Genomic DNA, 26,981 nt, shown 5'->3' with positions numbered 1-26,981 from the left:
AAAAAATATCCTCCTTTAAACTGTATCTTTCACAGGAACAGTATAAATCTTAAACTGTTCTTTTGTCAACTACAGTTAATCAGGAGGATAATGGGCATTGAACTGTGATGTAGTGTTGGACCTATCCGTTTTAAAAATCGTAAGAATCACCACTATCCTAACCTTTTAATCATGAGGTGTTTTGATTATATGCTCTGAACAGTACTCAAGGATTTCCCTACGTCTAATGATGCCTATAAAGATTTCCTGATCATCTACAACCGGGATGAAGTTTTGTTCAATGGACTTGGCAATGATGTCTTCCATCTCTGCATCTATATGGATGGGGGCATTTTGATGGTGCAATGGTATTTCAGCAACCATCACTTTGCTGGTGCTTTCTATTGTCATTCCCGGGGTGTTCTTCATTTTCCATAGTAAGTCTCCTTCCGTCAGCGTCCCTGCATACTTACCATCTTGATCAATCAACGGGACAGAGGTGTATCTATGGTACTCCATCTTTTCAAGAGCCTGTCTCATGGTCGACTCATATTTGATAAAGGCCACTTCGGTTTTGGGAATCAAGAAAAATGCTATGTTCACTTCAATCCTCCTGCTTATCTTCCATCCGCTACGATATGGATGTCTATGTTGGATGTTTCTCTCATGATCATGTTGACGATCGAACCTTTCCTAATCTCTTCCCATCTTGTTCTGGCCGATTGTCCCAATAGGATTTGCGTCACACCACACTTTTTAGCCGCTTCAATGATTACGGCTGCCGGCTTTCTTTTGCCTCTCTCCTCGAATATCAGCTTTGCATTAAACTGCTCGGCCAGCAGTCTCCAATCATTTACCTTTTTTTCTTTGAGCTGGCCTGCATCTGAAAGTTTTTCAGAAGTAACGTTCAGGATATACAGTTCAGCTTTCATCCTATTCGCCATGCGCCAGCCTCTTCTGATCAGCTTTTCTGCGGTGGGGCCGTAATGGACGCAGACAAGGATTTTCTCATTCACCCCTATCGGTCCGTTTTGCAGGCTGCCGCTTATTTGCTCGATTCTTTCGTCCACATCATTTGCCACTTCTCTCAGCGCAAGTTCACGGAGTGCGGATAAGTTATTGATCGTAAAAAAATGCGATAAGCTCTGCTCGATCTTTTCAGCAGAATAAATCTTGCCTTCTGAAAGCCTCTTCCGCAGCGTTTCCGGCGGTACGTCTATCAATTGAACCTCGTGAGCTTTTTGGACGAAAGTATCGGGGATACGCTCTCTTACTTTCACTCCTGTAATTTGCTGTACGATATCATTGACACTTTCAAGGTGCTGGATATTCACAGCAGAGAGGACATCAATCCCCGCTTCAAGGATGAGAGAAACATCCAAGTACCTTTTGGTGTTGTTTGAGCCGGGGATATTAGTGTGAGCGAGCTCATCTATGATGACGACATCCGGATTCCTCTCTATGATTCCCTCTACATTCAATTCATAGAACGTCTTTCCTTTATAAGAAATCGGCAGTAGTGGAATCTGTTCCAAATCCCTTATTTGAGCTTCAGTCTCTATTCGGCCATGGGTCTCGATCAACCCGATGGCGACGTCTTTTCCTTCTTTCTTTAGATCGATGGCATCCTGCAGCATTTTATACGTTTTCCCCACGCCAGGGGCTGCCCCGACATATAATTTCAATTTGCCTCGGGTCGATTCCGTGATTTCGTTCAGAATCTCTTCAGGAGTCCTTCTTCTGAAGTAAGGATGAGTATGTTCCATCCTCTCACCTCGGACTCAAGCCTGGATTGAATGGTACTTCCCTTGTGATAGGTTGTTCATTCTCCATGGTGATTATTACCCTGACAGTGTATGACAAGTGAACCGGCAAACCTTCAGGACAGTTAAGGGAGAACGGGATTTCCGTCTTTTCTTTTCGTGCACATTTTCTTGAACAAAGTATGACCCTGCTGCTGATGACATGGACTTTACTTTTATCCGTTCCAATCAATTCTATTTCATAGCTTTTGACCTTTTCCCCCTTATTGCCGCCATTTATGGAGATAATCCCTGATACCGCTTCGGCCAAGCCTGACTTGTTTTCTTCGAGCGCGACCTGCACCTTCATGGGCTTCCAATTAATCATGGGTAACATTACTATTCCTCCTTATATACACAGAAGGCACCCTGGCCCAAAAGACCAGGGGCTTCATACTTATTGTAAAATCTCTTGCAGATCCAGATTGAGCGTCAGGACATTTACGCGTTCCTCTCCAAACAGGCCAAATTCCTTTCCTTGTGTGTTTTCCTTAATAAGCTCCTTCAATTGCTCTTTCGGCGCCCCTGTCAGATCTGAAATCCTATTGACTTGGGCAAGCGCACCCTCGATGGAGATATGCGGGTCCAGCCCCGAAGCTGAATCTGTTACAAGATCGACCGGAACCTCGCTGACCGGTGTATCCGGGTTGGCTGTTTTCCATCCCTCCAGCGTTTCCCCGGTTCTGGCAAGCATGTCTTCATTGGAAGGAGCATAGTTATTCGATCCCGAACCGGCAGCATCATATTTGATAGCTGACACCCGCCCGTGGAAATACTTTGGATCTGTAAAGTTTTGCCCTATTAATTCCGATCCCACTACCTCATTCTCCTCATTATAAAGTAAGCTTCCATCCGCCTTATCCGGCATGACCGCCTGAGCAATCCCGGTGGTTGCAAGCGGATAGATCAGGCCGGCCAGGACCATTAGTGTGAAGCTGGACCTGATGATCGGCCCAGCAAGTTTCTGATTGGTTTCCATGAATAAACTCCTTCTTTCTTGATTAGTTTAGATGAATATCGATACTGCCATATCAATCAGTTTGATTCCTGCGAACGGTACAAGGACACCGCCAAATCCATAAATGGCCAGATTCCGTTTTAATAATGAGTTGGAACTCATTGGTTTGTAGGCGACCCCTTTCATGGCCAGCGGGATCAATAATGGAATGATGACCGCATTGAAGATCAAGGCTGAGAGAATCGCCGTTAATGGAGTTGCAAGCCCCATGATGTTCAAGGCGGACATTTCCGGTATCGCCAGCATGAACATAGCTGGTATGATTGCGAAGTACTTTGCGATATCATTGGCAATACTGAACGTCGTCAGCGCCCCGCGGGTCATCAGCAGTTGTTTTCCGATTGATACCACTTCAATAATTTTGGTAGGGTTGGAATCCAAATCGACCATGTTGGCCGCTTCCTTGGCAGCCGTTGTCCCGCTGTTCATAGCAAGGCCAACATCTGCCTGTGCAAGTGCAGGCGCATCATTTGTGCCGTCCCCCGTCATGGCGACAAGCTTTCCTTGGGACTGCTCATATTTGATCACTTCTATCTTGTCTTCCGGTTTACATTCTGCAATGAATTCATCCACACCCGCTTCCCTTGCTATCGTCGCCGCAGTCAGGGGATTATCGCCTGTTGCCATGATGGTCTTGATCCCCATTTGCCGCAGTTGATCAAAGCGTTCTTTCATTCCAGGCTTCACTGTATCTTTGAGATAGATAAGACCCAACATAGTCCCTTCCACAGCAACTGCCAAAGGGGTTCCACCTTCACGCGCGATTTCTTCAGCTTCTTCATCAAGATCGTCAGGGATGGTTCCTCCCTGAGCCGCAACCCACTTCTTGACCGCATCCACTGCTCCCTTCCTCACCTGGCGGCCATCTGACAAATCGATTCCGCTCATCCTGGTCTCTGCCTTGAATTCGATGACCTGGCCGTCTGCTGCGGCGGATAGATCCAGCTTGCTGCCTCTTTCTTTCAATAATTCAATAGTGGAACGCCCTTCAGGTGTTTCATCATTCAATGAACTGAGTCCAGTCCAATAATGAAGTTCCTCTAAAGAAGCATTGCCTGCCGGGATGAAATCGCTCGCCATCCGGTTACCGAATGTGATCGTTCCTGTTTTATCCAAGATGATTGTGTTGATGTCCCCGGCTGCTTCAACTGCCTTTCCTGACATTGCGAGGACATTGAACTGTGTCACACGATCCATCCCGGCAATCCCGATTGCCGACAGCAGACCTCCAATTGTGGTCGGGATCAGACAGACAAGCAGGGATATCAATACGGGAATTTCCAGTGAAAAGCCGATATAATTCGTAAAGAACGGCAGCGTTACAACCACAATCATGAAAATCAGGGTCAAGCTGGTCAACACCGTATTCAGCGCAATTTCATTGGGTGTTTTTTGCCGTTCCGCTCCTTCTACCAAGGAAATCATCCGGTCGAGGAATGACTCACCCGGGTTGCTGGTGATCCTCACTTTAATCTGGTCACTGACCACTCTCGTCCCGCCTGTCACGGAGTTAAAGTCGCCGCCTGCCTCTTTGATGACAGGTGCGGATTCACCTGTAATCGCCGATTCATCCACAGATGCAAGGCCCTCAATGACTTCACCATCCCCCGGAATCATTTCTCCCTGTGATACAACGACTACGTCACCTTTCTTAAGGAATGTTGAAGCTGTCTTTTCGATTTTTCCATTAGCTTTTAAAAGATTTGCCGTTATTTCCTGTTTCGACTGTTTCAACGAATCCGCCTGCGCTTTCCCCCGTCCTTCAGCCAGCGCTTCTGCAAAATTCGCAAATAGGACAGTGAACAATAATATGAAGCTCACTGTGATATTGAACCAGGGTTCAACGCTGCTGCTGCCGAATGCATTTGGCGCAACTGACAAAATTAGCGTGATGATGAAGCCTATTTCAACCACGAACATAATGGGATTCTTCACCATTTTTCTTGCATCAAGCTTTATAAAAGACTCCTTAAGCGCCTGCAGCACCATTGATTTGTCCACCATTTTTCTTCCATCCTTATTGTCATTATGATCGGGCTGCTGAGGAAGGTTCTTATGAGAAGGACGTTTCCGGTCATTCCCTGAATAGCCAGCAGCGAGATTCGGTTCTTTCATTAATTGATTTGCCATCAGTTCCACTCCTATCTACAATGTCAGATATTCCGCTACAGGTCCCAGCACCAGTGTCGGGAAGAAAGTCAATGCACCCACAATGAAGAAGGTACCAACCAGAATCACACCGAACAAAGGGGTATCGGTCCGGAATGTTCCGGCTGTTTCCGGGACAAGCTTCTTGGATGCAAGCGAACCGGCAACTGCGAGCATTGCCACCAGACCAAAGAATCTTCCCAGATACATGACGATCCCAGTGGAAATGTTCCAGAATGGTGTCACGTCACCAAGTCCTTCAAAGCCTGAGCCATTATTGGCTGCGGAAGAAGTATACTCATACACGACCTGGGAAATGCCGTGGAACCCGCTGTTGGAAATGGCGTCTGCCCCGGCAGGTGTATATAGCGCAATAGCAGAGGCTCCTAGAATTAACAAGGGATGCATAAGCATGGTCAGGGCAATGAGTTTCATTTCCCGCCCTTCAATTTTCTTCCCTAAGAATTCAGGTGTACGCCCGACCATCAATCCTGAGAGAAATACTGCGATCATTGCGTACATGATCACGTTGATGAACCCTGCCCCGACTCCGCCGAATACCGTATTTAACAGCATGTTGGAAAGAGCGAGCATCCCTCCGATTGGTGTCAAAGTATCATGCATGGTATTGACGGCACCCGTTTCAGAAGCTGTGGTCACCAATGCATAGAAAATGGATTGGCCGGTTCCGAACCGGACTTCCTTCCCTTCCATGCTGCCTTGGTCTGTATCGATTCCCAGGGCATTCAATGCAGGGTTTCCTTGATACTCATAGAACAGTGCTGTGGATAGGAATACCGTAAAGACCATCAGCATGGAGACAAACAATACCCGTCCCTGCTTCGCATTCCCAACCATTTTTCCATACGTAAACGGCAATGCAGTCGGCAGCAGGAACATAAGCAGAATCTGCATGAAGTTGCTTACGGCATTCGGATTTTCAAAGGGATGAGCCGAATTGACGCCGAAAAATCCTCCCCCGTTATTTCCCAGTTCCTTAATGGACAAGAATGTCCCAACCGGTCCGCGTGCAATTTCCTGCGACGCCCCTTCAATCGTGTTGGCGGTAACGGATGGTTCCAGTGTCTGCGGAACCCCCAGCGCCACAAAGATCAAGCCAGCAACAAGGGCAATCGGCATCAGGACGCGTATTACGGCCCTGAATAAATCAACAAAGAAATTTCCGATCTCCGCTCCGGAGAGCCCCCTTACAAACGCGATTGCCACCGCTAAAGCTGTGCCCGGTGCGGCAAACATCATGAACAAGATACCGATCATCTGACCAAGGTAGGAAAGCCCCGACTCCCCGCTGTAATGCTGGAGATTTGTATTGGTCATGAAACTGATCGCGGTGTTGAATGCCAGCGTGGGATCCATCCCTGGATTTCCACTGGGGTTCAGGGGCAGTAGGCCTTGAAACCTGAACACAAGATATACCAGGAAAATCATGAATCCATTAGCAAGGACAAGAGCTATGGCGTACTGCTTCCAGGTTTGGTTTATTTTTTTTATCCCGCTGAGTTTAAAAAGGACATTCTCTAAAGGTCCAAACACCCTGTCAAGCCCGGTTTGGTTATAATCAAACGCTTTGGCCAAATAGATTCCGGCAGGCTTAGCAATCAAAACCACGGCTGCCATTGTAATGATGATAGATAGAATAGTAGTAATCACCTGATTTACCTCCAACTAGTCAGAATTTCTCCGGATTGAGTAATACATAGAATAAGTACAACACCGTAACTGCGGTAATTCCCAGTAACAAAGCCATCACTTGTTATCACTTCCTTGCTCAACCGCATGGGCTGACCAATTTGTGAATCCATACATCGCGGCCGGCAGGATAACGAAAAGGCCGATCATCATAATATCCAGCATTGTAATAACCTCCTGATTTTTCAACTTAGAAAACATGAAATCTTGCTCCTCTTGGAATACACGGCATACTTGGCGCCGAGTGAATAGTAAAGGCGCATCGGATAACCATACCCAGTCGCAACCACAACGACAGGTGCACAAGTACTGTTTCCTATGATTGTCATCAAATCGCATGTATCTGCAATATGGCTTTCAAAAACAATCACCTTGCTGAACTGATCGTTGAGACGCAGGTACTGTTCTCCAGGGGTGATTGCCACAACACGCTGGACACCGCTGTTTTGCAGAGCTTCTATCACCCGGGAGTCCGCTGATGCAAAGCAGCAGGCTCTATAATCCTTCAGACCATTCTGTATGAGCTGGAATATGCCCTCATTGGGGATGCAAACAAGTACGGCATCGTTTGATTGAGTCACCATCAACATCTAGACCTCCCTTCACTTTTGTCACACTCAATTCCCCTGGACTCAGAGATCTTTTTAGGACCGTGCCTGAAAAAGAATGGATCCGTCAGCTTTCATCCAAAGAAATTTCCTAAGAAAAAAATCCCAGTCGATGAAAACAAAAATAGACCAATGTTTGCTTCTTCCCCAACATGAATTTCAAGAGCATAGATGATCAGCATCTTCTGAAGATGCGAAAAATCTATAAAACTCTTGTTCATCTGGAGAAAAAGCACCCATTGGTCTACCTAACGCCCAGCCGGCTTATCAAAGCCTTCTTTGCATTCTGTCTTCCATGTTTACTTTTTCAAAATAGGCACAATAAAAAGACCTACTTATCATTCAAGCTGCCTTGATCGTTGTTTTGATGACAACAAAAAAAGCCCCCTGAAAAGGCGGTCTTTATGACCTCCTCCGCTTTAGCCGACGAAGTTAGCTGACGGGTAGGATGGCGAAAGAGTTTGACTCTCATCCCTTCTACAAATGTAGAATTAACCCCTGTTGATTGGGTCCTCCGTTCTCGTTTCCGAGACTAGGCCGAATATTGAGTTGTTTGAGCTGCTGTTTACGGAAATCATATTACTCCTGCTTTTAAATCTTGTAAATCCTCTAAAATGATCATTTTTGATCATTTAATCTCATTTGATGAACAATACCAATCCTTTTCTATGAATTTCTAATTATTTTTATGTTTTTCTTATCATTTCAAAGAAACATATTATTGATTGACATCCCGCCCTGCCCTTATTAACATATTGCATGAAATTGGTTTTTTCACTTTTGCAAAGCTTAGGGAGGAAAGTTGAATTGAAATCTTCTAAAAAACGATTAGAGGCAGAATTGAGTGAAGCATTCATCAAGTTACAAAGGGAACTGATCGGCCGCGGCCCCCAGGAAACCAGGACGTACATTGTAGAGGACATGGTGATCGCCCGGTTCAAAGGAGTGCTGACGGTTGAGGAAAAGCATCTGGTTGAACACGACACCGGCAGGAAGCTTGTTAAGCAAATGCGCCAGGTCCTCCGGGAAATGTATAGTGAAAATATCGAGGAAACAGTCGAAAAGCATACAGAATGCAAGGTCCTGTCAAGCCACAGCGACATCAGCACGAAAACAGGTGAACGCATGGAAGTATTCGTCCTGGATAAAAACCTGGAGAAATGCCTGGAAAACTAACGGCTGAAAGTTCATCCTAACCTTTTAATCAAGCTATGGTAAATTCACATTCTGACCTAATCCGCTTAATCCGCAAGGAACGGAGGAACCAGAAGATTATTACTGATAATCATGGGGTGAAGCCTTCCGGCCGGGAGATTCCTGCCTTCCGAACCCGACAGCTAACTTCGTAAGCGTAGCCAGGAGAGAGGAGCGATATTCAATCATTTCCATCATAATATAGAACACTGTTACACTCTCTAAAAGAAGAACAATCCCCGGTTGGTGCAGCTGGGGATTGGCTTTAATCAGGAATCAGGAACTGGATCTCTGCCTTCCTAAAATGACGAGCGGGTGATAATTTTAATAGTTTCTGATCAGGGTAAACACCCTGAAAATCGGTGTATCATCTTCTGTTACTGTTACATTAAACAGGGAGTGTCATTTATCTTGTACCTTAATCGGATATTCTTCATACGAGTCCGTGTTTTTCAATAGAATTGTCCATTCATCTTTATCGGCGTCATACTGAATGGATTGGGCCGTCACAATTTCATTTTCAAACGTATTCTTCGACAGGGCTCTATTCAAGGCTTCGGTGTCGGAAAGCACCGCACCTTCAGGAGTTGTGCTTGGCATAATTTCTATTTTCCCAACAGCCGCCTGACCTGGATAAGATGTTTCCACTCCTCCCTCAAACCAGATTTTCACCTGCTCTCCTAGCTCTACTTCCTTTTGGGGATTACTCGCCCATACAGCATCATAAAATTCTTCCATTCCGCCGTTCCCGCTAAAATCTTTCGCTTCTGTACTGACAACCAAAATCCTTTGTCCTTCCTTATCCATCACATAGCCGGTAATGCCTGGTTCTGGATCCGGTTGTGGTTCCACACTCTTCTCATGACCATTTTGGTTACTGCAGCCGGCAAAGATTAGAAACATAAACATAAGTAAATACACTATCCGCATACGCATGATATCCCCCCTTACTATATGTGACGTATGATGCCTCTTATAGTTTCAGGCTTGTTATGATTTTTTCACTTGGTATTAACTGATAATGGCGTATCCGGTAAGCTATGGATACGCCATTATCAAGGTGGTTTATTGCAGCAGCCATTGTCTGGGTTTTACTCTCGAAAAAGAACGAGCAGCACTGTTCTTCCCTGCTCACCGGGGTTTTGACGGTGATTTATCATGACTTTATTTGGAATTGATAGTGAATTTAACAAAGTTTACGAAAAGTGCCGAATAAAAAAAGCAGCACTGAATAGCGCCGCTCAATTTAGTCAATCTATTATTTATCAGGAAGCTCTTTATGCTTCATCAAATCCCTGATCGTCTTCTGTTCCAAGCCGCTGACTACCCAGCTTTCCATCTCATCGCGCAGTTCACTCATGGATTCGCGTGTACAGGGAGCAAAGCATTCCTTGGTTTCCACATCGAAGAACCCCTTAGGAAAGGTTTCCGACCTCATGGCTTCATATACTTCAGACAGCTTGATGTCTTCAGGTTTCTTTACAAGAAAATAGCCGCCGTCCCGGCCTTCTTTTGCCTGAATCAGTTCTTCTTTCACCAGGTGCCTTAGAATTTTCCTTAAAAACACTGACTTGGAATTAAGCTTCTCTGCCAGCTCGCCGCTGGGACAGAGTCCCTCATTACCGGCCAACACGACCAGCGCCTGAATCGCCATCCCAAACCACTTTACACTCGTTACCTCATTCATCGTGTCACCTCTTATCTCTTCCATTTTGAAACATTGTCATTAAAATGTCAAAACGTTTGAAAGGAACACTCGGGTGTCGGGGGTCTACTTTGGTGCCTGTCCCCCATCGCGTTAATGCTTTAGTGTGGTGAGGGACTGTCCCCCACTGCGTTAATGCTTTAGTGCAGCGGGGGACAGGCACCAAAAAGCACCGGAGAGTAAGGAGGTGCAATAAAAAAATCACAACTCCATTTAGCTGTGATTTTAAAGTTTACACTTTTGATCTTTTCAATAGATTCCCCAGCAGTTTAAACAGGATAAAAACCGGAATGGCCAATACTAATGAATACATGAAAATATGGATGATATTGATTGCAGCATCACCATTTTCAAGTAGCTGATACATATACACATTTTCAAACGGAATAAAAGTTTCTTTGTTTACCGGACTGTTTATATTGTCAGCAAAGAAATAAAATCCTCCGAAAAACAAAACAATGGTAATCAAAGCAGTGCAGAGCAGATACTTTTTCATATTCTTCATGCCTCTCCATCCCTTCCCAAATAATTATAACCGAGCCCTGCGTCATCCAATATATCCCATACACCTATAGTACAATAGAATAACCATCCTGTTAAGGGACAGCATGGTAGAACAGTAACTGATCCCAATGTTATAATAAATCAAAAGGAAAGAGGTGATAAACCTATGGAAGAAACACTAAAGTTAATTCTTGAAGAATTGAGAGATCTTAAAGAGGGACAGAAAGAACTAAAGGACGACGTGTCGACGATAAAAAGCAATCTTATCAATGGTCTTGGTCCTTACTTTGAACGCGTTGAGAAACATATTGATCAAAAGACTGATAACCTTAAGGATACCCTGGAAGGCCAACATCTTGTCATCGATACTTTGGCAGCACGTTCTATAAAGCATGAAAGTGAAATAAAAGACTTTAAACGTCTTCTGAAAAATCAGTAACAATTTATAAAGTTAATCCTCAAACTTATTCTGCTATTGATATCCCACATTCTTATCACTAATTCCGTACTGACTATATTGTTCCAGAACTAAGGCTATCTCACATAAAAAAACGCAGCCCCAATTCAAGCTGCGCATCTTCTATCCAAACTGTTATTCCCACTTCTCTGTCTTCTTCACCTTCGCCTTGTCAGAAACCTGAAGGTCATTTCCATACTCAATCAATTCAATTTCACAACCCGGTCCGATTTCGATGTTATTCCCGCGGACCACTTTGGCCTTTGTATACTGAAGATTGATCTGGTCTCCTTCAATTAAATCTGCATGCAGTTCCTTGCTCCAGGTCTTGATGATTTTATCCAGGTTCAGAAGGGATCGCCCGGATCTTTTTACCGAGATGGTCTCACCGCCAATTTCTTTCACCTTTGATTTTCCATGAAGCTCGATATCAATACGGTCGCCGTTCAGCAGGCCGCCTATCGTGAAGGCACCATTAAGGTCAGCCGTTTCCACTTCGACATCGCCTTTGACTTTCATCATACCTTCAAGGTGGAGGGTATCTCCCTTCAATGATTGATTCACGCCGGTATGCCCTTTGATTTCCATCTCCCTGAAGACGATCGTTCCGTTCACATCGGAATCTCCATGGACCTTGATATCCTCTGATGTCAGGTTGCCCTGTATGTCCGTACTTCCCTGTATGAGTGTAGTCTCAGAGGTGATATTTCCATAAATTTTGGCTGACCCGTTGCATTCCAGGTGTTCACAATTCACATCACCGGTAATCTTTCCACTTCCGTTGATGACGACCTTCGTAAACGAGCCGCCTCCTGACTCCCCGCTCCCGGAAAGGATCAAATCTCCTTTTGCTTCCTGATTCATCTTGACTCCCCCTCTTTATATTTTTTTCACATCAGAAATGTTATTGCCCTTATTGGTAAAAGTCGATCGATACTCCACTTTCTCAATCTGGCAGCCCGGTCCGACTTCAACGTTATTTCCTCTGACCACTCTGGCTGTTGTGTGTTCAAGATGGACGTTGTCTCCTTCAATGACGTCTGCTTCCAAGGTATACGATTTAGTAAAAAAGCTCCTGCTCTTCACTTTGATCGTCCCGCCGCCGATTTCATCCGCCCTGCTTGGGGCATTCTGCAAGTTGACTTCAAGGATCCCGACATTTAGCAGACCCTTGATAGAGAAACCGCCTTTGACGTTCAGCTTTTCCAATTCGACGTTTCCTGAGCTGTTGAGGAATCCTCTCGTTTTCACAGTATTCGCTTTAACCGGACCTCCGACGTTCAATTCCCCGATGATATTCATCTCATTGCTGCTCAGGTCTTCATCGATTGTCAGTTTTCCGATCACCTTCAACTGGTTCATCTTTGCTTTTCCCCTGACACGGCCTTCCCCTGTCACCTTTGCTTCCAAAGCACGAACGTCTCCTGACACAGTCCCTTGCCCGGTAATTTTCACTTTCTCATAATCTCCGCCCGGATAACTGCCTTCTCCAACAACCTTCAGCCGCTTCGTTCTTTCCACGCTCATTTAAAAACCTCCTGTCATTAGCTTGTTCATCAGATGATCCACTTCGGAATCAATATTCAATGAGACCGCAATCCTGGTTTTTTCATCCACATAAAAGTCTTTGACGTTCGTAACGAGCAGCACTGTTGCAACCCCCATCTTCCTTAAGACCACCAACGAAGCCTGCTTATCCTCCAACTTGGAAAAATGGGCCTCCAGTGCCTGAAGCAGCTGCTTTCCTTCTTCCCAGCCGACTTCACCGGATTCAAGCGACCTTTCTAAAAGGTACAGATAAAGTGCGGTTTGAAAGGTGATGGTCTCCAGGGTGCCGAATTGCTCTTCAAAAATAGAGATCGTATTTCGTGAAACAATGTTACCTTTGATAAAATCTTCCTTCGTGATTTTGATATCCTTCGTCTTCGGCGACAAAGCACCAGCCAATTCATCCAATGAATGATGGTCCTTTAACTCCTTGATCCTGCCGATCCGCTCAAGGATCTGTTCTTTTGGAAAGAACGTCTCCTGCCCGGTAAACGTTGACTTTCTGATGAACCAATCCTCCGGAATCAGCTTCTTCCTCTTCCAGCGGTAAAGCTGGCCGTACGTAATATCCGTCTGCTCCAGCAAATCCTTCTTCGAAATCAAGTCTTTATCCATTTTTTTCACTCCTTGATAGTAATGTAACATAACACTGTTACGTTGTAAAGACAAAATAAGGTGCCAGGCACTCCCCGGTATTTGTCGAAAGCTGTTTCCGGGAAGGTTGCTGCAATTCCACTAGCGGTTCAATCTGTGAATAGGAAGAGCAGCTCTGCCCGGGATTGCAAATAAAGCTCTCCTTTTTCGAAAAAGCAACAGCTTGTTCACAACCGATTCCCCTCCTTCATTTGCCCACATCAATCGGATTTTTCATCATAAGATATCAATAAGAGGCTTATTCACAAATTGGCAAAAAGGCTGTGATATGAAAGATGAAAAGCGATGGTGCTGATCACTACTCATTCCGGAACCTGAAGAAAAGCAACATGTCGTTTGAACAGGTGTTTGACCATATCATAAAGTTCATGAATCTGCGGCCCAATGGGAACTACCGGCTCATGGTCGGAACGGATTCCCAGGTCCACGCAAAGCACACTACCTTTATCACGGGCATTGTGATTTTAAATGAAGGAAAAGGGGCCTGGGCCTGCATCAGAAAAGTGATTGTCCCGCGGAAAATGCTGCAGCTGCATGAGCGGATTTCCTATGAATTGTCTTTATCCGAGGAGATTGTTTCCCTATTTACGGAGGAACGAAAAGACCAGTTGATCGATATTGTGCTCCCTTACATTTATAAAGGCGCTTCCTTTACTATGGAAGGGCATATCGATATCGGAGCAGGAAAGAGGAGCAAAACGAGTAAATTTGTCACCGAGATGGTCTCCCGCATGGAAGCAATGGGCGTAGAGCCGAAAATCAAGCCAGATGCGTTCGTGGCATCGAGCTATGCGAACCGGTATACGAAGAGAAGGAATGGGTAGGGTTGGGACGGGTTGGTGTCCCATTTTGTGAGGTGAACCCATATGGGATTTTATTACATTCCATTCCTTCTTAATGCTATAATAGGTCTAATAATATAAGAATGGAGGGATATACCATGCATTACAAGCAGCATACAGAACAATCTCGTTCACAGGATATAATAGCCACCAAGAAATATTTCCTTACTAAAGAAGAGAAGAGTTCACTTCATAAACAGTTATCAGGCAGTGCGAGACTCTTCAGTAATGAAGGAATAAAACAAACTCTCAGTATCGCTAATCGGGAAGACTGGGAGGAATAGCGTTTGAAAAAGGTATTAATTGATACAAATATTTATGCAGCTCACGAAATGAACTATCCTGATGCTGTGGATATCATTGGACAATTGATTGATGATGAAGCCGTTATAATAATAACAACTCTAATTGAAATAAGAATTAAGAGCAATCGAAAAAACTATCTGGCATTAGCCGATCATATTTTTGATATCACTCGGAAAGAAATGCTGTTGGCAGCCAAAATAAGGAGAAAAGCACGAGCAGATGATACCCGGCGAAAAAGTTTAAAAGCACCTGATGCGATTGTAGCTGCTTCTGCCTTGGTGCATGGCGCTGTGTTAGTTAGTAATAATGACAAAGACTTCAATTGGATATGCAGAAATTTTAATTATAACGGCCAAACCTTGGCATACTTCAATCCGATCTTGGATAATAAATCTTTCGGTGAATTTAACCACTTATATTTGAAAGGTCGCACCCTGGATTGACATGTCATCTACCTCAATCTCATACCTCCGATAAATCCCACTAAAAATTACGCCTTACTCCTCTGCTTGTGATTCTGACCAATTGCTAAAAGAAGGTGCAAAATGAAAAGAGTTTTGCTGACATGTCTCCTGATTATCTTTGTGTCTGTATCAACTGCCTGTGAAACCACACATAAAACAGGCGCTTCACCTGCACAATCCAACCGCACTTCCCTACCTGAATGCGACACCACGGGAGTGATCGTCGACTGGGTGGATTTTTTAATAATTAACGATATCACGTATGAAGGGTTTCACAGAAACGGAGAGGAGCCCGAATATGAAAAAGGGAAAGAAATTGGTGTGACTTCCTTCAAATTGGATGATTGCGCTTCTCCAGACTACATATCCCAGAATGGTGATGCTGCTTACCTTGAAGCAGGAACACCGATTTATGAAGTCAAGGGCTATCCTGTCGAGCTAATGGTAGAAGCCGGCGGCAGTCTCTATATCGCCGAGCGGAATGAAGCTGCTGAAACGGTTGCCGACCTTTACCCTATAAAAGGTAAAGTCAAGGACCTTCATCTTCTCAGCACAGAAAACGATTCCTGGATCAGTACTTTTACAAAAGAAAACAAGAAGGCATTCCTCAATGAGCTTTTAAAGCTGGAAGTCGTTGATCCTTCCTCCCTTCGAAACGGGTGGTAAGGTGACAGGGTTTTTATTGAAATGGAGCTTGATAATGCCGCTTCCATCCGGCTGGTGTACTGGGAGAAATTCAAGCTGTTTCATTTTGGTGCACATGGAACTGACCGGATATCGGATATTATTCAGGAGGAAAAAAGCAGGGCGGCCCCGGAAGAATGAAAAAGAACAGATGCCGCCCCGCCGGTAAAAGCGGGACAAGGCACCTGTTCTTTTTCAGTGGCAACTAGAATGGCTTGAAATTCGGGAACATCGCATCCGCTTCTTCCAGGGAAGAAAGGTTGGTCAACTCCGCAAGTTCGCTGATTCTATCCCAAATCTCTTGTATGCTTGGCGTGACGTGCGCCTTCTCCATCGCTTCTTTGGATTTCCATTCCGCAATTTCAATGAGTGTCCCATCAGCCGCTTGAAGTTTCAAAGTATCCCTTGAAGTGATCAGCCCTTCTTCACGCAATCTCGGAACATGATCTTCGAGGACCCTTTTCAGCTCTTCTGCTTTCCCCTCTTTTGGCCGGTACAGAGCCATGAATACATACGAAGACATTTTTGCTGCCTCCCCTTCTCAGTGGATTTTTAAAGGATTGATTTCTTTACATTCACTATAAATGTTACTGTATCCGTTAACAAACCGATCCGGAAAGTATGATTGAAGAAACCAGAAACCCTTCTTAAGAATAGCTTAACCCGCAAACACAAACTTTAACGATCACTGCTCCGTTACAACAATATCCTCAACAAACGCTTTTCCGCCCTGCCCCGGCGCATACCGGTCGGCAGCCACACGTGCAAGGCCCATGACATCAACGAATTCTTCGTTCGTTAACTGTTCATAAAGTTCAGGATACTTCTGCCGGTGAAGGATAAGTGTCCAGCCTTCAAGAACCCTTGGGTAGAGTACAGGCTGGTCCCCGTAAGGATCTTCTACGATCTGAATGCAGAAGTAGTGCCCCTCCAAATCCTCGTATCCTATAGGAAGGGACTCACGTAATTCGGCTGATCCTTCTACTAGAAATGCTTCTCCGGCATGAGATGACATATTATAGAGCACTTCCATGCCCGTTAACGTTACCCCGCGCTGCTTCATATATGACTGAGCCCTGTCTGATGGCAGATCATACTTTTCAGGGACCTTTTCAAATTCGGGATCCTGGCCAATGGCCGCCAGATCTGTCCATGTTTCAAAACGGTCCGCGGGCATACTTGCCGTGAGGGTCACATGAACCATTCCCTTCAAAGCTTGTTCATAGAGATCATGATATTTCTCCCTGTCCAAAGCGACACTCCACAGCTGTTCCTCTTTCAATCTTGTATCTCTTATCTCCAGGACAAAGTGAGTCGGTTCCAAATCTCGATATGCGAGATTCATATAACTATATGTCACCAGCTGAGCATTTCCGCTTAAGGCAAACATCTGGTCAGACATCCCCTTCTTGTCAAATACCACATCTTCTGCTGTCAGTTCAACTGAATGATCTTTCATATAGCTTGCCATCTCTTCGTCCAGCGGCACTTCTTTGGCTTCACTTTCTTTAAAGACAATCTCTTCTGCCATTGCCAGATGCCCTTGCTGAAGCTCATAATATTCCTCTGGAATGGAAGCATCTGCATAAATGTCGACAGGACCATTCTTTAATTCTTCAAAGAGTTCCGGAAACTCCTGTCTGGGAACATATACGTACCAATGCAGGGCATCCTTGTTGGTCACCTTCATGACAAAGTGTGATGCCTCTAAATCTTTGTAGCCATAGTTATAATACCGGCTGAGCTTAGCTTTACCCCTCAATGCGAACCGTCCTCCGACGAACTCTTCCACGTTATAAGGAATATCCTCCCCGTCTGTCTCTAAAGATCGATCTTCCATGAATTGATCAAACGTATAATCTTGCGGCTGTTCTTTCTTGTTGTTTTCCTTCTGCTGAGGCTCCTGCCTTTCCTCCGCTGCCGGAGAACAAGCCGCTAAACAGGCTGCTGCCAAAAGTAAAAGAAAAAAATGTTTCATAAATATATGGCCCCTTCTCACTTCCTGTACGTGTTATACATTTAGCTTAACATGGGAGAAACGGGGCTGATACATCATCAGGCCTTTTTTCTTATTTGAAATTTCCAGATCCCTTCCAGGTTCCTGGCACCCTATTCGAACCTCACCCGTTTCATCCCGACTGTCAAAAACACAGCGGTAAATGCCAGCAGGATGCCGACCGGCACGAGAATATCCCCAATGCTCCCGCCCCTTGCCGTCAATTCGGTAAAGCCTTGGAGCCCCCAGTACTGCGGGACAAACCTGGCCGCCTTCTGCATGACATCCGGCATGATTTCAATCGGCCAGTAGACGCCGGCCAGCATGCAGGATGCGATGATGATGAGGTTGCCGAAAACGGATTGCTGTTCGGATGTTTTGACGAAGCCGGCGATAAATAGGCCGAGCCCGATTGTACACAGCAGCAGGCAGGATACCAGGATGATATTGGCGAATGTGTTTCCCCATTGAATATGAAACACCCATTCCGAGACCGTCATCAATATGCCGAACTGGATCCAGCCTATCAGGAAGAAGGCAAGCACGTACCCGCTCAACAGCTCTGCCTTCGATGCCGGGACTGCCATCATTCTGTACCAGACACCCGTCTGCCTTGCTTCGAGGAGCATACCTGTGCATGACAGCATCGCAATCATCACGAACATGATGATGAAGCCGGCCGAGCGGGCTGTCATATTATTCATGCCTTGCACCTCGGCACCCTTTGTGACCGTGACGGTTTCCACTGCAGCAGGAACAGATGCCAGTTCACTGACTATACTTTCTCGAATGGCATCCGATTCTTCCCCTGCTGCTTCCTGATAAAAGGAGGATGCAGCAGAAGTAATTCGAACGTTGATCAGGCTGTCATTGATGATTTGCCGGACCAGGGCTGCTCCTTCAAAAGAAGGCGGGGAAACGAACACTGCTTCCGGTATTTCCTCGTCCAGCATCCCTTTTTCGAACCCTTTTTCCAGACGGATATAGCCCGCTGTTTCCTGGTTTGCGAGTTTTTCAAGGGCCGTCTCCGCGGTTTCTATTTTAAAAGCAATGGCATCGGACGCTTTCAGCTCCTGGAACAATGCCCCGGAACTGTTGGTACGATCCTGGTCGACCACAGAGATTTGCGGTTTGGTTTCTTCGTCCGCGGTGAATAACCCTCCGAAGATGAAGGTGAATAGTAAAGGCATTCCGAACAGAAGCACGAATGACTGGCGTTTTTGAAAGACCCTCTTGATTTCAAAGGCGGCAATGGCGGCGATTCTTCTCATCTTTCTCTCTCCTTATCTATGCTTTAATTTCATCGAACCGATTCCGAGGGCGGTGATCCCGGTGAGCATAAGCACTGCAACCGGCAGGATAAGCGTATCCCAGGAAGTGCCGTTCATGATGTCGAGCAGGCTGGTGAGCGCCCATTTATTCGGTGCGATGCTGGCTGTTTTCTGTAAAAAATCCGGGAAGGAAGCGAGCGGAATCATCGAGCCTCCGAGAAGCGCAAGAATCTGTACGCCGATGCCCCCAATCGAGTCGGCTGATTTTTCTTCTGTGATGAAACCGGCGATAACCATTGCCAATCCCGATACTGCTACAGAATAGGCCATGACGAGCACGATCAGCTGCCCTCCGTTGCTGCCCCAGTCCGCGCCAAAAAGATAGTGCGTGGCCATGACGAATACGAAGAATTGTAAAAAGGTGAACGAAAGCGTGCCCAGGAACTTTCCAGCCATGATGCTGAAATGGCTGGCCGGACCGCTCATCAGCCTTGCCAATGTTTCGGTATTCCGTTCCTGGATGATCGATTTGGCCCCGATGGTCATGTTAAAAAGGATGAACATCACTCCCATCGCAGCGGCATAGTATTGCATCCCTGAAATGGGTTCCTTCCCATCCTGTTCAGACACCACGTGATTCTCCTGCGAGCCGGCGATTTCCGAAAGGTCCCCTGTCAGGTCCGCCATCATTTCAGCTGGGTTGCCGACGGGATTGGAAACCGGAACCGCTGCCGTTAATTCCTCCGCTACTGTCCTTGAAGCCGCCGAGACGGTTGTGACCCTGCTAGTGAACGAATCGGTGATGGAGGATAGGATTGAAGCCTGAAGCTCCTTGGCCGGGTCTTTCATCAGCACCACCTGCTTGCTTTCTCCTTTTGTCAGGGAGTCTCCCCAGCCCGCCGGGAAGACCAGTCCGGCATCCGCCTCCTCTTTTTCTATCGCTTTTCTCAAATCCTCTTCTGACTTGAATTTTTCCAATGTGATGCTTTTCTTTAATTCTTCACCCTTTAACACTTCCTCTATGAATTGATCCGTCAAATCATCCGAAGAATGAACGACGATGCCGGCTGCCAGCGAAGGAAGGCTGCCACTTTCACTGAATGCGCTGCTCAACGCCGAACCGAGGATCGCCGTCAAGATGATCGGCATGAATAGCAGGGTGATGAACGACTTCCGGTCCTTGAGCCTGATTTTCAGATCCTTCCATGCGATGGTGAACATCTTCATTTGGGTTTCCTCCTAGTCCCGTAACGTTCGCCCTGTCAATTGCAGGAAGAGCGTCTCCAAATTGGATTCTTTCAACTGAACTGATTCGATTTTGACTCCGGCATTAACGGCTGCGGTGATTACCGAGCTTAAAGCTTCCTGGGGATTTTGCGCGAAGATTTCGATGAGCCCTGATTCTTCTTGATAGGTGATTTTTGTATCCGTGACTGCCAGCTTTAATTTTTCCAATGCCTCTTCGGAAATGGAACCCACTTTCATCTCGATAAAACTGCTTCCCGCCAGCCTGCTGCATAGTTCGGATTTGGTTCCGATGGCAATCACCTCGCCGTGATCGATGATACCGACCCGGCTGCAAAGGAACTCCACTTCCTCCATGTAATGGCTCGTGTAGATGATGGTCATGCCTTTTTCATTCAGGGCTTTGACAGTTTCAAGGATGTGGTTTCTCGACTGCGGGTCAATTCCGACGGTCGGTTCATCCATGATCAGCAGCTCAGGCTCGTGCATGAGTGCGGCCCCGATATTGATTCGCCTCTTCATCCCTCCGGAAAAGGTTTCGATGCGGTCTTTTCCTCTGTCTTTCAAGCCAACGATGCTGAGTACTTCTTCAGCCCGTTTTTTTGCCTGCACACCTGAAAGTCCGTACATTTTTCCCCAGAACAACAGGTTATCCTGTGCTGACATGGTTGGATAGAGAGCAATTTCCTGCGGGACCACCCCGATCTTCTGCTTGATGATGCGCGGTGTTTGTTTTACCGAGTGGTCTGCCACCAGCACTTCCCCGTGGTCATATGGGACAAGTCCGCAGATCATGGAAATCGTCGTGGATTTACCAGCACCGTTTGGACCGAGCAGTCCGAATGACTCACCTTTTTTTATCGAAAACGAAACATTTTTTACGACTTCTTTTTGACCGTAGCTTTTCTTCAGCTCTTTGACCTCTAACATTTTTCCACTTCCTTTATGGATTCGTTAGTTTCAGTATAGCGGGGGTTTTGATTTTCCAAATCCCTCCAGCGATAGAACTTTCCATAAAAAAAATACAGCTGCGTTAGCTGTATTACATAGCGGGCATATGCCGAAAGTCATGTATTAGAATGTGGTGATGTTATAGCGGACCGCAAAGATGGCGGCCTGGGTCCTGTCCCTCAGCTCGAGTTTGCTGATAAGATTGGACACGTGGTTCTTCACCGTGCCTTCGGATATGAACAATTCCTTCGCGATTTCTTTGTTGTTCAGTCCCAGGCCGAGTTTGGCAAGGACTTCTCTTTCCCTTTCCGTCAGCTCCTGTACGCTGTCCGGGACTTCGTTGATTGCTTCTGCGGGCTGGTTCCGTCTCATCTCCCTGACAATATCTGCCGTCAATTCTTTTGGAAGCACCATTCCGCCGGATTGCACGGTCATGATCGCCTGCACGATTGCATCCGTCGGCATATCCTTCAGCAGGTAGCCGCTCGCCCCTTCTTCAAGCGCTTCAAAAATCAATTCACTGTCATTGAAGGTTGTCAGCATCAGCACCTTGATATTCGGGTAGGCTGAGGTGATCCGCCTGGTCCCTTCGACTCCATTGGCAACGGGCATGCGGATATCCATCAGAACGATATCCGGCTGCAATTGCCCTGCTTTTTCAAAGGCGTCCTGCCCATTCGACGCTACACCGGCCACTTCGATTTCCGGACGCAGATTCAAAATGGTCGCAAGTCCGTCCCTCATCAATTCCTGATCATCAACGATTAAAATTTTTACCACCTATGCTCCCCCCAATTGCCATTTCATCTCTTTCAGCGGAAAGCCCGCCTTTACCCGGAATCCTTCTGAAGATGTACTCTCGAACACAATGGTCCCGCCATGTTCATGAACCCTGTCCCTCATATTCTTCATCCCGAAACCGGGGCTCACTTTCGCCGATCCGGCCCCGTCGTCCTGGATGATCAGCTGGGCCAGCGTATCTGATACTTCGATGTTCACGCTGCATTCCTTCGCCTGCCCATGGCGGACCGCATTGGTGACCGCTTCCTGTATGATGCGGGTCATGTCCAATTGAATGGAAATCGAAATCCGTGTGGTATCTCCCTTTACGGTAAAACTCGAGGATAGCCCTGTCATGACCTGATAGTCTTCCAGCAGCTTCCTCACAGTCGGAACGAAGGATTGCGGTTCATCTTGATCCTTCAATGTCCTGACCGACAGGCGGATTTCCTGCAGGGTATTCCTCGCCAGGTCTTCACACAGCTGCATCGTCTGCCTGCTTTTGTCCGGCTGGGTTTCCAGCAGTTCCTTGGCCACCTGAAGCTGGACGAGCAGCGCGGTCATCTTGTGGCCGACGGTGTCATGGATCTCGCCTGATATGCGGTTCCGTTCCCGGACGAGAGTCAATTCCTCCACCTGCTTCGCGTAGTGGTGCAGCTGCTGATGGGCATCTTTTAAAGCGGTGTGCGTTTCGTTCAGTTCACCGTATTGCGACTCAATTTTCGACTGGGCATTGGACAGTTTATGAATCAGCCTGCCGACAATCGCAGCAAACATGATGAAGGTGAAATTCACTGCGTTTTCCATGCTGCTGATCATGCCGGTTGTATGATAAATATAATAAATGCAGCCGCCCCACATGACGAAAAAGGAAATCGAAAAAGCCCTGAGGACCCGCTTGTCTTCGGCAATCAAAAAGAGGGTCACCGCATTCACGCCGAACAGAATCAAATAAAGGGCCGAAGCCGGATAAAAATAAACGAACCCAAGTATCAAAAGCGAATCCAGTGCGAGCGGGATCGGATAGTGCTGATTCCCCTTGTGCGTGGCCAGCAGCAAATGATTAAGGCAGAACCCGATCGCTGCCACTATTACGAAGATCAACTGGTTCGCCGTATGTACGTCTGTAGAAGAATAATAGATATAACTGACCAACAGAAACATGACCAGCCGCAGATTGCTCAATAATGTCAGCTTCATGCCTTCACCCCAAAACGTTAGAAGATATTCCCATTATAAGCGTATTTTCTTAGTTTGGTAAGGTGGGATATCGGTTGGCTGGAGGTTTCGGACCGGCCGGATGCAACTGTTTCGGCGATTTCCGGGTGTATTTCGGCGGAAATTGGTGCATTTTCGGTGATTCAAGCGTGCTTTTCGGCGAAAACTGCACCGCTTTCGGCGAAAAGCACATACCTTTCGACCAAGTGCCATTTTCCAACACTACTACAACTACTACAAAAATGGACAAACCAAATTCAGGACCGAGAAAAATACTTTCATATTAGATACACTCTCCTTCTTTTTTCTCCTTTGCAATCGGCACAAGCTTCTTTTAATATTCTTTTGGCGGCTGGCTGGGAAGGGATATGCAGAAATTCACGTGCCTCTTTGTTTGTGATTTGAGGACCGATTAGAAGTGAATAATCTTTTAATGCCTGTAGGTGAGCTGTTTTGTTTGTCCTTTTACAAGCACTGCACCTCCACTTCCCCCTCTCTCTGACCATTGGGAGATGGCTGCAGTCCGGGCATCTGACGCCAGTGCGTATTTCATTTTTTAAAATTTTATAGAGGTTGAGTATATCGGTGTTCAAGGGAGTATGTGAATGTAGAAGGCTTCTGGAGAGTTTCAGCAGTTGGGGTTCGTTGAGTAAATTGACAGAGTGCCGGGCTCCCAGCTCTGCTATTTTGAAAGGAAGGGTTTCTTTGTGAATGACTTTTTCCTGGACCGTTTTATCATGAGACAATGATTGTAAAACGGCTTTTGGGGAGGTGCTGACGACAAGTGTTTCTACTGGAATATCGAATGTATTGTTTTTTCTCAGCCATTTGATCAGCTGAAATTTCTGCCTTTCTGCCTGTACAATTGGATCTGCATAAGGTTCCATCTTATTGTCTTCAGTGATTCTTATAAACTGGTTAAATTCCGGTTCGAATTGCAATATGCCAGCAATCCGCTTGACTTCCAGAATCAAAATGTGCCTGTAGGAAGCCAGCAGCGTATCGATTTGAAAGAAGTTAGTTCCGTCATAGAGCCTGAGTGAGTGGAAAATATGATACTCTTTCTCCCCGAGAAAACTGAGAAAATAATCAATGCTCTGCTCCCCTTTGTATCCAGCCATTCTGTTGGACAGGTGCTGATTTACCAGTTCCTTCATAGGGTGGTCTCCTGCAAGGCGGCCGTCCAGAGCTTCCAGTTTCAATAAATGCAGCGGCTTCTCTCTTGGTTTAACAATCATCGCTTCACTCCTTCATTTGATTTCTTAAGAAATTCTCCAATGAGGGAGGAAATCCTTCATTTTCAAAAATTATTTTTCTATTATTCTTGATCGGCCGATAACTATCTTCCTAGTAGTCAAGCGAGATTTCCGACGTTTATATAAACAACTCTCTTTCGGCGAAAATGGCAGCATTATCGGCGATTTTGCGATCTCTTTCGGCGATAACAACACCATTTTCGGCCTTTCCAAGACCTCTTTCGGCGGAAATCACCACCTTATCGACCAAACGACATTTTCCGACAACACTCGGTCCTCTATAACCCATTACTTCATTTGAAAAATCACTACACCTGCGACCATCAAGAGCAGTCCCGCTATTTTACTGAAGCTCAGAGGTACCGCCTCTACTCCCAGCAGCCCAAATGTATTTATGACCAAAGCGATGGCCAGCTGGGAGATCAAGACGATCGAGATGGAAACGGCTGGACCGACCGTGGATATCCCCTTCATGGTGCTGTACACGATGAGCACCCCGAATAAACCGCCGATCAAATACAGTTTATTGACCTCGGTGATCTGCTTTAGGCTCCCGTCCTTGAGGAAAAGGAGGACCAGCATTGAACCGATGAGACCGATGCCGTGGACAATGGCCGTCGTATACCAGAGGCCGACTTTTGAACTTACGTTAGTGTTAAAAATCCCCTGCAGTGTGATGAAGATCCCTGCAAGCAGTGAAAAGATGATGCCTTGAATCATGTGTGCTCCCCCTCTTATTCGTACTTGATGCCGTCTGCCAGCTCTTCAAGTTTTTCTAAATCCGTGATGACGATCCGGCCATTCTTTTTCTCCACAAGCTGCTTGCTCACGAATTCATTGATGATCCTGTTGAGGTGGCGGTAGCTTGTCCCCAATAACGCAGCTGTTTCCACCAGGTTTTCCGTTCGAAACTCCTCTGAATTGGTCCCCTCTTGATCAGGATGTGTCGCAAGCAGATAACTCGCAAACCGGTTCTCCACTCTGGTCAGAGCATTCAGGATGGCAGCATTTGAAGAGGTGTACAAGCGATGCCCAAGGTACTGATTGATGTACTGCAGAAACCTGGGATTATCATAGTAATTCTCATAAAGCAGGCTGAAGCTGATCCCGATTACATAACATTCCACTGCCGCCGTAACCGTATTGGCAGCAGGCTTTTTGGTGACCAGCTCCACCTCGCCCATTATGGACAATGCATCATTGAACCTGAGCAGAAGCGAACTTCCATTTGGCAATGTCTTGGTGACCTTCACACGGCCTTTGACTAAAATCTTCAGTTCCTCCAGCCGTTCTCCTTCTGAACAGAGGACTTCCCCTTTTTCCATCCGATACAATTTAAAATGAGGCACATGTTCTGCATCAAATAAAGCTGATAAGCCATGCCGTTCAAGATACTCGCGAATCCGCTGATGATCATATATTCTCTCCAAAGCTTCACACCCCTTTGAAATATTCTCCTTCACTCATTAAAAATGTTTCACCAAAGAAAAGAAAGGACATATGTCCCTATTACGCAAAATTCGGGGACAGTCCCCCAGTCTATTAACGCATTAACGCAATGAGGGACAGTCCCCTGTTACGCTGACGCGTTAAAGCGGCGGGGGACTGTCCCCGGTTGCGTTAGTGTGCTAAAGCACCGGTTCCAAAAAAATAGGACTTTTCCCCCGCAGCTTCCTGCTTCTCTGGTATACTTATGGTAAATATTAGAATTGTCAAAATTTAATAGTTTGCAAAGGAGTGATTGCCTTGTTGTATAGAAGCTTGGCCGGTATGGCTGCGAAGTTTCTCCTGGTTTCTGCGGGAATCATGATGATCAGCAGTCTTATCGGGTTGTTCACCGGGGGCATCCGGCTTAGTGTTACAGAATATGTACAGAATATCTGGCTGATCATCCAGTCATTGGGATCACCGGGTGACATTACCATCACCAACGAAAGCAACAATACATACCCTATGTTTCCGACATTCTGGAGTTATTATTTTTATTCCATCATTATCTTTATCTCTTCCATCCTGCTTGCTACCCTTATTGCTTTCGTTTTAACCTTTATTACCATCCGGCTGCCGCAAAAAGCCTCCCGCATCATGCTTAAGATCCTCAATTTCCTGGAGTCCCTGCCGGATTTATTGATCATCATCATCATTCAATTTTCCGTGATTGTCTTTTTCAAAAGGACGGGCATCCTTCTGGCGCCTGTGGCTGGAGGCAATGACCCTGTGTACTTCCTGCCGATTTTCGCTCTCAGCATCCTGCCGTCCATTTTCATCTTCAGGATGTGCCTGCTGCTGGTTGAAGATGAACTGACGAAGCCTTATGTGGATCTTGCGGTCAGCAAAGGGTTCAAAAAAATGTATATTTTCCGAACTCATATTATCCGGAACATCATGCCGAGCCTGATGAACCATATGAAAGCGTTCATCCTTATCTTGCTATCCAATCTGATTGTCTTTGAGCGGCTGTTTAACATTTACGGAATCACACACTTCATTTTTGCCTTTCCGCAGGTCGATGTCATATGCTTCAGCTTGATCCTGTTTTACCTTCCGATTTTCATCCTGCTGATGATCAGTAATATCATCATCCACCTGACCACCGGTCAAAGGATGGTGATCTGATGCTGTTTTTCAGGCTAATTAAAAA

At 46.1% G+C, this 26,981-nt stretch carries 33 protein-coding genes and 2 riboswitches; of the genes, 8 read left to right on the top strand and 25 right to left on the bottom strand.

Going from position 1 to position 26,981, the window contains the following annotated elements:
• Positions 1-165: 165 nt before the first annotated feature.
• From D3H55_RS15410 to D3H55_RS15375, 8 genes are all read right to left on the bottom strand, one after another.
• Positions 166-582 (bottom strand): CBS domain-containing protein, encoded by a 417-nt coding sequence (locus D3H55_RS15410; RefSeq protein ID WP_119548211.1) that lies wholly within the window; start codon positions 580-582, stop codon positions 166-168.
• Positions 583-596: 14 nt separating this feature from the next.
• On the bottom strand, positions 597-1,745 hold the full coding sequence (gene kdpDN / locus D3H55_RS15405; RefSeq protein ID WP_119548210.1) for a KdpD-like non-kinase potassium sensor: 1,149 nt from the start codon (positions 1,743-1,745) through the stop codon (positions 597-599).
• A 4-nt stretch (positions 1,746-1,749) separates the two neighbouring features.
• On the bottom strand, positions 1,750-2,118 hold the full coding sequence (locus D3H55_RS15400) for a sporulation protein (protein ID WP_119548209.1): 369 nt from the start codon (positions 2,116-2,118) through the stop codon (positions 1,750-1,752).
• Positions 2,119-2,178: 60 nt separating this feature from the next.
• On the bottom strand, positions 2,179-2,760 hold the full coding sequence (gene kdpC / locus D3H55_RS15395) for a potassium-transporting ATPase subunit KdpC (protein WP_119548208.1): 582 nt from the start codon (positions 2,758-2,760) through the stop codon (positions 2,179-2,181).
• 27 nt (positions 2,761-2,787) lie between these two features.
• Positions 2,788-4,803: a potassium-transporting ATPase subunit KdpB gene (gene kdpB / locus D3H55_RS15390; protein ID WP_240628605.1), complete on the bottom strand. Its 2,016-nt coding sequence runs from the start codon at positions 4,801-4,803 to the stop codon at positions 2,788-2,790.
• A gap of 141 nt (positions 4,804-4,944) precedes the next feature.
• Positions 4,945-6,615, bottom strand: a complete 1,671-nt coding sequence (gene kdpA, locus D3H55_RS15385; RefSeq protein ID WP_420808760.1) for a potassium-transporting ATPase subunit KdpA — start codon at positions 6,613-6,615, stop codon at positions 4,945-4,947.
• A gap of 22 nt (positions 6,616-6,637) precedes the next feature.
• Positions 6,638-6,715, bottom strand: coding sequence for a potassium-transporting ATPase subunit F (locus tag D3H55_RS25490; protein ID WP_136035718.1), 78 nt, complete (start codon positions 6,713-6,715; stop codon positions 6,638-6,640).
• 127 nt (positions 6,716-6,842) lie between these two features.
• Positions 6,843-7,247: a hypothetical protein gene (locus D3H55_RS15375; protein ID WP_119548205.1), complete on the bottom strand. Its 405-nt coding sequence runs from the start codon at positions 7,245-7,247 to the stop codon at positions 6,843-6,845.
• Between the two features lie 425 nt (positions 7,248-7,672).
• Positions 7,673-7,814: riboswitch (cyclic di-AMP (ydaO/yuaA leader) on the bottom strand.
• A gap of 258 nt (positions 7,815-8,072) precedes the next feature.
• On the opposite strand from D3H55_RS15375, the gene D3H55_RS15370 reads away from it, so the two are divergent.
• Positions 8,073-8,441 carry a Na-translocating system protein MpsC family protein gene (locus tag D3H55_RS15370; RefSeq protein ID WP_420808759.1) on the top strand — a complete coding sequence of 123 codons (369 nt, stop codon included), beginning with the start codon at positions 8,073-8,075 and terminating at the stop codon, positions 8,439-8,441.
• Between the two features lie 52 nt (positions 8,442-8,493).
• A riboswitch (cyclic di-AMP (ydaO/yuaA leader) is annotated at positions 8,494-8,632 on the top strand.
• A 229-nt stretch (positions 8,633-8,861) separates the two neighbouring features.
• Here D3H55_RS15370 and D3H55_RS15365 read toward each other — a convergent pair.
• The 3 genes from D3H55_RS15365 to D3H55_RS15355 all read right to left on the bottom strand — a co-directional run bounded on the left by D3H55_RS15365 (position 8,862) and on the right by D3H55_RS15355 (position 10,669).
• Complete coding sequence (locus D3H55_RS15365; RefSeq protein WP_119548203.1) at positions 8,862-9,395, bottom strand: YobA family protein; 534 nt, start codon at positions 9,393-9,395, stop codon at positions 8,862-8,864.
• 322 nt (positions 9,396-9,717) lie between these two features.
• Positions 9,718-10,146 (bottom strand): RrF2 family transcriptional regulator, encoded by a 429-nt coding sequence (locus tag D3H55_RS15360; RefSeq protein WP_119548202.1) that lies wholly within the window; start codon positions 10,144-10,146, stop codon positions 9,718-9,720.
• 250 nt (positions 10,147-10,396) lie between these two features.
• A complete protein-coding gene (locus tag D3H55_RS15355) occupies positions 10,397-10,669 on the bottom strand; it encodes a hypothetical protein (RefSeq protein WP_119548201.1) in 273 nt (90 codons plus the stop codon).
• 165 nt (positions 10,670-10,834) lie between these two features.
• On the opposite strand from D3H55_RS15355, the gene D3H55_RS15350 reads away from it, so the two are divergent.
• Positions 10,835-11,107: a hypothetical protein gene (locus D3H55_RS15350; RefSeq protein WP_119548200.1), complete on the top strand. Its 273-nt coding sequence runs from the start codon at positions 10,835-10,837 to the stop codon at positions 11,105-11,107.
• 153 nt (positions 11,108-11,260) lie between these two features.
• Here D3H55_RS15350 and D3H55_RS15345 read toward each other — a convergent pair whose 3' ends face one another.
• From D3H55_RS15345 to D3H55_RS15335, 3 genes are read right to left on the bottom strand one after another with little or no spacing between them, the layout of a single operon-like run.
• Positions 11,261-11,989 (bottom strand): polymer-forming cytoskeletal protein, encoded by a 729-nt coding sequence (locus D3H55_RS15345; RefSeq protein ID WP_119548199.1) that lies wholly within the window; start codon positions 11,987-11,989, stop codon positions 11,261-11,263.
• Between the two features lie 15 nt (positions 11,990-12,004).
• On the bottom strand, positions 12,005-12,652 hold the full coding sequence (locus D3H55_RS15340; protein ID WP_119548198.1) for a bactofilin: 648 nt from the start codon (positions 12,650-12,652) through the stop codon (positions 12,005-12,007).
• Entirely contained in the window at positions 12,653-13,288 is a 636-nt protein-coding gene (locus D3H55_RS15335; RefSeq protein WP_119548197.1) for a YhbD family protein, read from the bottom strand. It abuts the gene before it with no gap.
• A gap of 314 nt (positions 13,289-13,602) precedes the next feature.
• Here D3H55_RS15335 and D3H55_RS15330 point away from each other — a divergent pair, with 314 nt between their 5' ends.
• The 5 genes from D3H55_RS15330 (at position 13,603) to D3H55_RS24395 (ending at position 15,764) form a co-directional block, all read left to right on the top strand.
• Positions 13,603-14,151 carry a ribonuclease H-like YkuK family protein gene (locus D3H55_RS15330; RefSeq protein WP_119548196.1) on the top strand — a complete coding sequence of 183 codons (549 nt, stop codon included), beginning with the start codon at positions 13,603-13,605 and terminating at the stop codon, positions 14,149-14,151.
• Between the two features lie 116 nt (positions 14,152-14,267).
• Positions 14,268-14,453, top strand: a complete 186-nt coding sequence (locus D3H55_RS15325; RefSeq protein ID WP_119548195.1) for a hypothetical protein — start codon at positions 14,268-14,270, stop codon at positions 14,451-14,453.
• Positions 14,454-14,456: 3 nt separating this feature from the next.
• The gene (locus tag D3H55_RS15320) at positions 14,457-14,918 is read left to right on the top strand and encodes a PIN domain-containing protein (RefSeq protein WP_240628602.1); all 462 of its coding nucleotides are present in this window, start codon (positions 14,457-14,459) and stop codon (positions 14,916-14,918) included.
• A gap of 102 nt (positions 14,919-15,020) precedes the next feature.
• On the top strand, positions 15,021-15,605 hold the full coding sequence (locus D3H55_RS15315) for a hypothetical protein (protein WP_119548194.1): 585 nt from the start codon (positions 15,021-15,023) through the stop codon (positions 15,603-15,605).
• Between the two features lie 21 nt (positions 15,606-15,626).
• The gene (locus D3H55_RS24395) at positions 15,627-15,764 is read left to right on the top strand and encodes a hypothetical protein (RefSeq protein WP_168413121.1); all 138 of its coding nucleotides are present in this window, start codon (positions 15,627-15,629) and stop codon (positions 15,762-15,764) included.
• A gap of 64 nt (positions 15,765-15,828) precedes the next feature.
• Here D3H55_RS24395 and D3H55_RS15310 read toward each other — a convergent pair whose 3' ends face one another.
• From D3H55_RS15310 to D3H55_RS15260, 11 genes are all read right to left on the bottom strand, one after another.
• Complete coding sequence (locus D3H55_RS15310) at positions 15,829-16,146, bottom strand: putative quinol monooxygenase (protein ID WP_119548193.1); 318 nt, start codon at positions 16,144-16,146, stop codon at positions 15,829-15,831.
• 162 nt (positions 16,147-16,308) lie between these two features.
• Positions 16,309-17,601 carry a hypothetical protein gene (locus D3H55_RS15305; protein WP_119548192.1) on the bottom strand — a complete coding sequence of 431 codons (1,293 nt, stop codon included), beginning with the start codon at positions 17,599-17,601 and terminating at the stop codon, positions 16,309-16,311.
• A 131-nt stretch (positions 17,602-17,732) separates the two neighbouring features.
• On the bottom strand, positions 17,733-18,890 hold the full coding sequence (locus tag D3H55_RS15300; RefSeq protein WP_119548191.1) for an ABC transporter permease: 1,158 nt from the start codon (positions 18,888-18,890) through the stop codon (positions 17,733-17,735).
• A 12-nt stretch (positions 18,891-18,902) separates the two neighbouring features.
• On the bottom strand, positions 18,903-20,117 hold the full coding sequence (locus D3H55_RS15295) for an ABC transporter permease (protein ID WP_119548190.1): 1,215 nt from the start codon (positions 20,115-20,117) through the stop codon (positions 18,903-18,905).
• Between the two features lie 12 nt (positions 20,118-20,129).
• Positions 20,130-21,065: an ABC transporter ATP-binding protein gene (locus D3H55_RS15290; protein WP_119548189.1), complete on the bottom strand. Its 936-nt coding sequence runs from the start codon at positions 21,063-21,065 to the stop codon at positions 20,130-20,132.
• Between the two features lie 144 nt (positions 21,066-21,209).
• Positions 21,210-21,866 carry a response regulator gene (locus D3H55_RS15285; protein WP_119548188.1) on the bottom strand — a complete coding sequence of 219 codons (657 nt, stop codon included), beginning with the start codon at positions 21,864-21,866 and terminating at the stop codon, positions 21,210-21,212.
• Complete coding sequence (locus tag D3H55_RS15280; RefSeq protein ID WP_119548187.1) at positions 21,867-23,066, bottom strand: sensor histidine kinase; 1,200 nt, start codon at positions 23,064-23,066, stop codon at positions 21,867-21,869. It abuts the gene before it with no gap.
• 296 nt (positions 23,067-23,362) lie between these two features.
• Entirely contained in the window at positions 23,363-24,322 is a 960-nt protein-coding gene (locus D3H55_RS15270; protein ID WP_119548185.1) for a nuclease-related domain-containing protein, read from the bottom strand.
• 136 nt (positions 24,323-24,458) lie between these two features.
• Positions 24,459-24,629, bottom strand: coding sequence for a hypothetical protein (locus tag D3H55_RS24390; RefSeq protein ID WP_168413120.1), 171 nt, complete (start codon positions 24,627-24,629; stop codon positions 24,459-24,461).
• Positions 24,629-25,060, bottom strand: coding sequence for a DMT family transporter (locus D3H55_RS15265; protein WP_240628601.1), 432 nt, complete (start codon positions 25,058-25,060; stop codon positions 24,629-24,631). The genes D3H55_RS24390 and D3H55_RS15265 overlap by 1 nt, the downstream gene beginning before the upstream one ends.
• Before the next feature lie 14 nt (positions 25,061-25,074).
• Positions 25,075-25,770: a Crp/Fnr family transcriptional regulator gene (locus D3H55_RS15260; protein ID WP_119548184.1), complete on the bottom strand. Its 696-nt coding sequence runs from the start codon at positions 25,768-25,770 to the stop codon at positions 25,075-25,077.
• 316 nt (positions 25,771-26,086) lie between these two features.
• Here D3H55_RS15260 and D3H55_RS15255 point away from each other — a divergent pair, with 316 nt between their 5' ends.
• Positions 26,087-26,956 (top strand): ABC transporter permease subunit, encoded by an 870-nt coding sequence (locus tag D3H55_RS15255; protein ID WP_240628600.1) that lies wholly within the window; start codon positions 26,087-26,089, stop codon positions 26,954-26,956.
• Positions 26,957-26,981: the final 25 nt, after the last annotated feature.

This window comes from Bacillus salacetis (assembly GCF_003581585.1).
GTDB lineage: Bacteria > Bacillota > Bacilli > Bacillales > Bacillaceae_B > Rossellomorea > Rossellomorea salacetis.
This window is presented reverse-complemented; position numbering and strand designations above follow the sequence as displayed.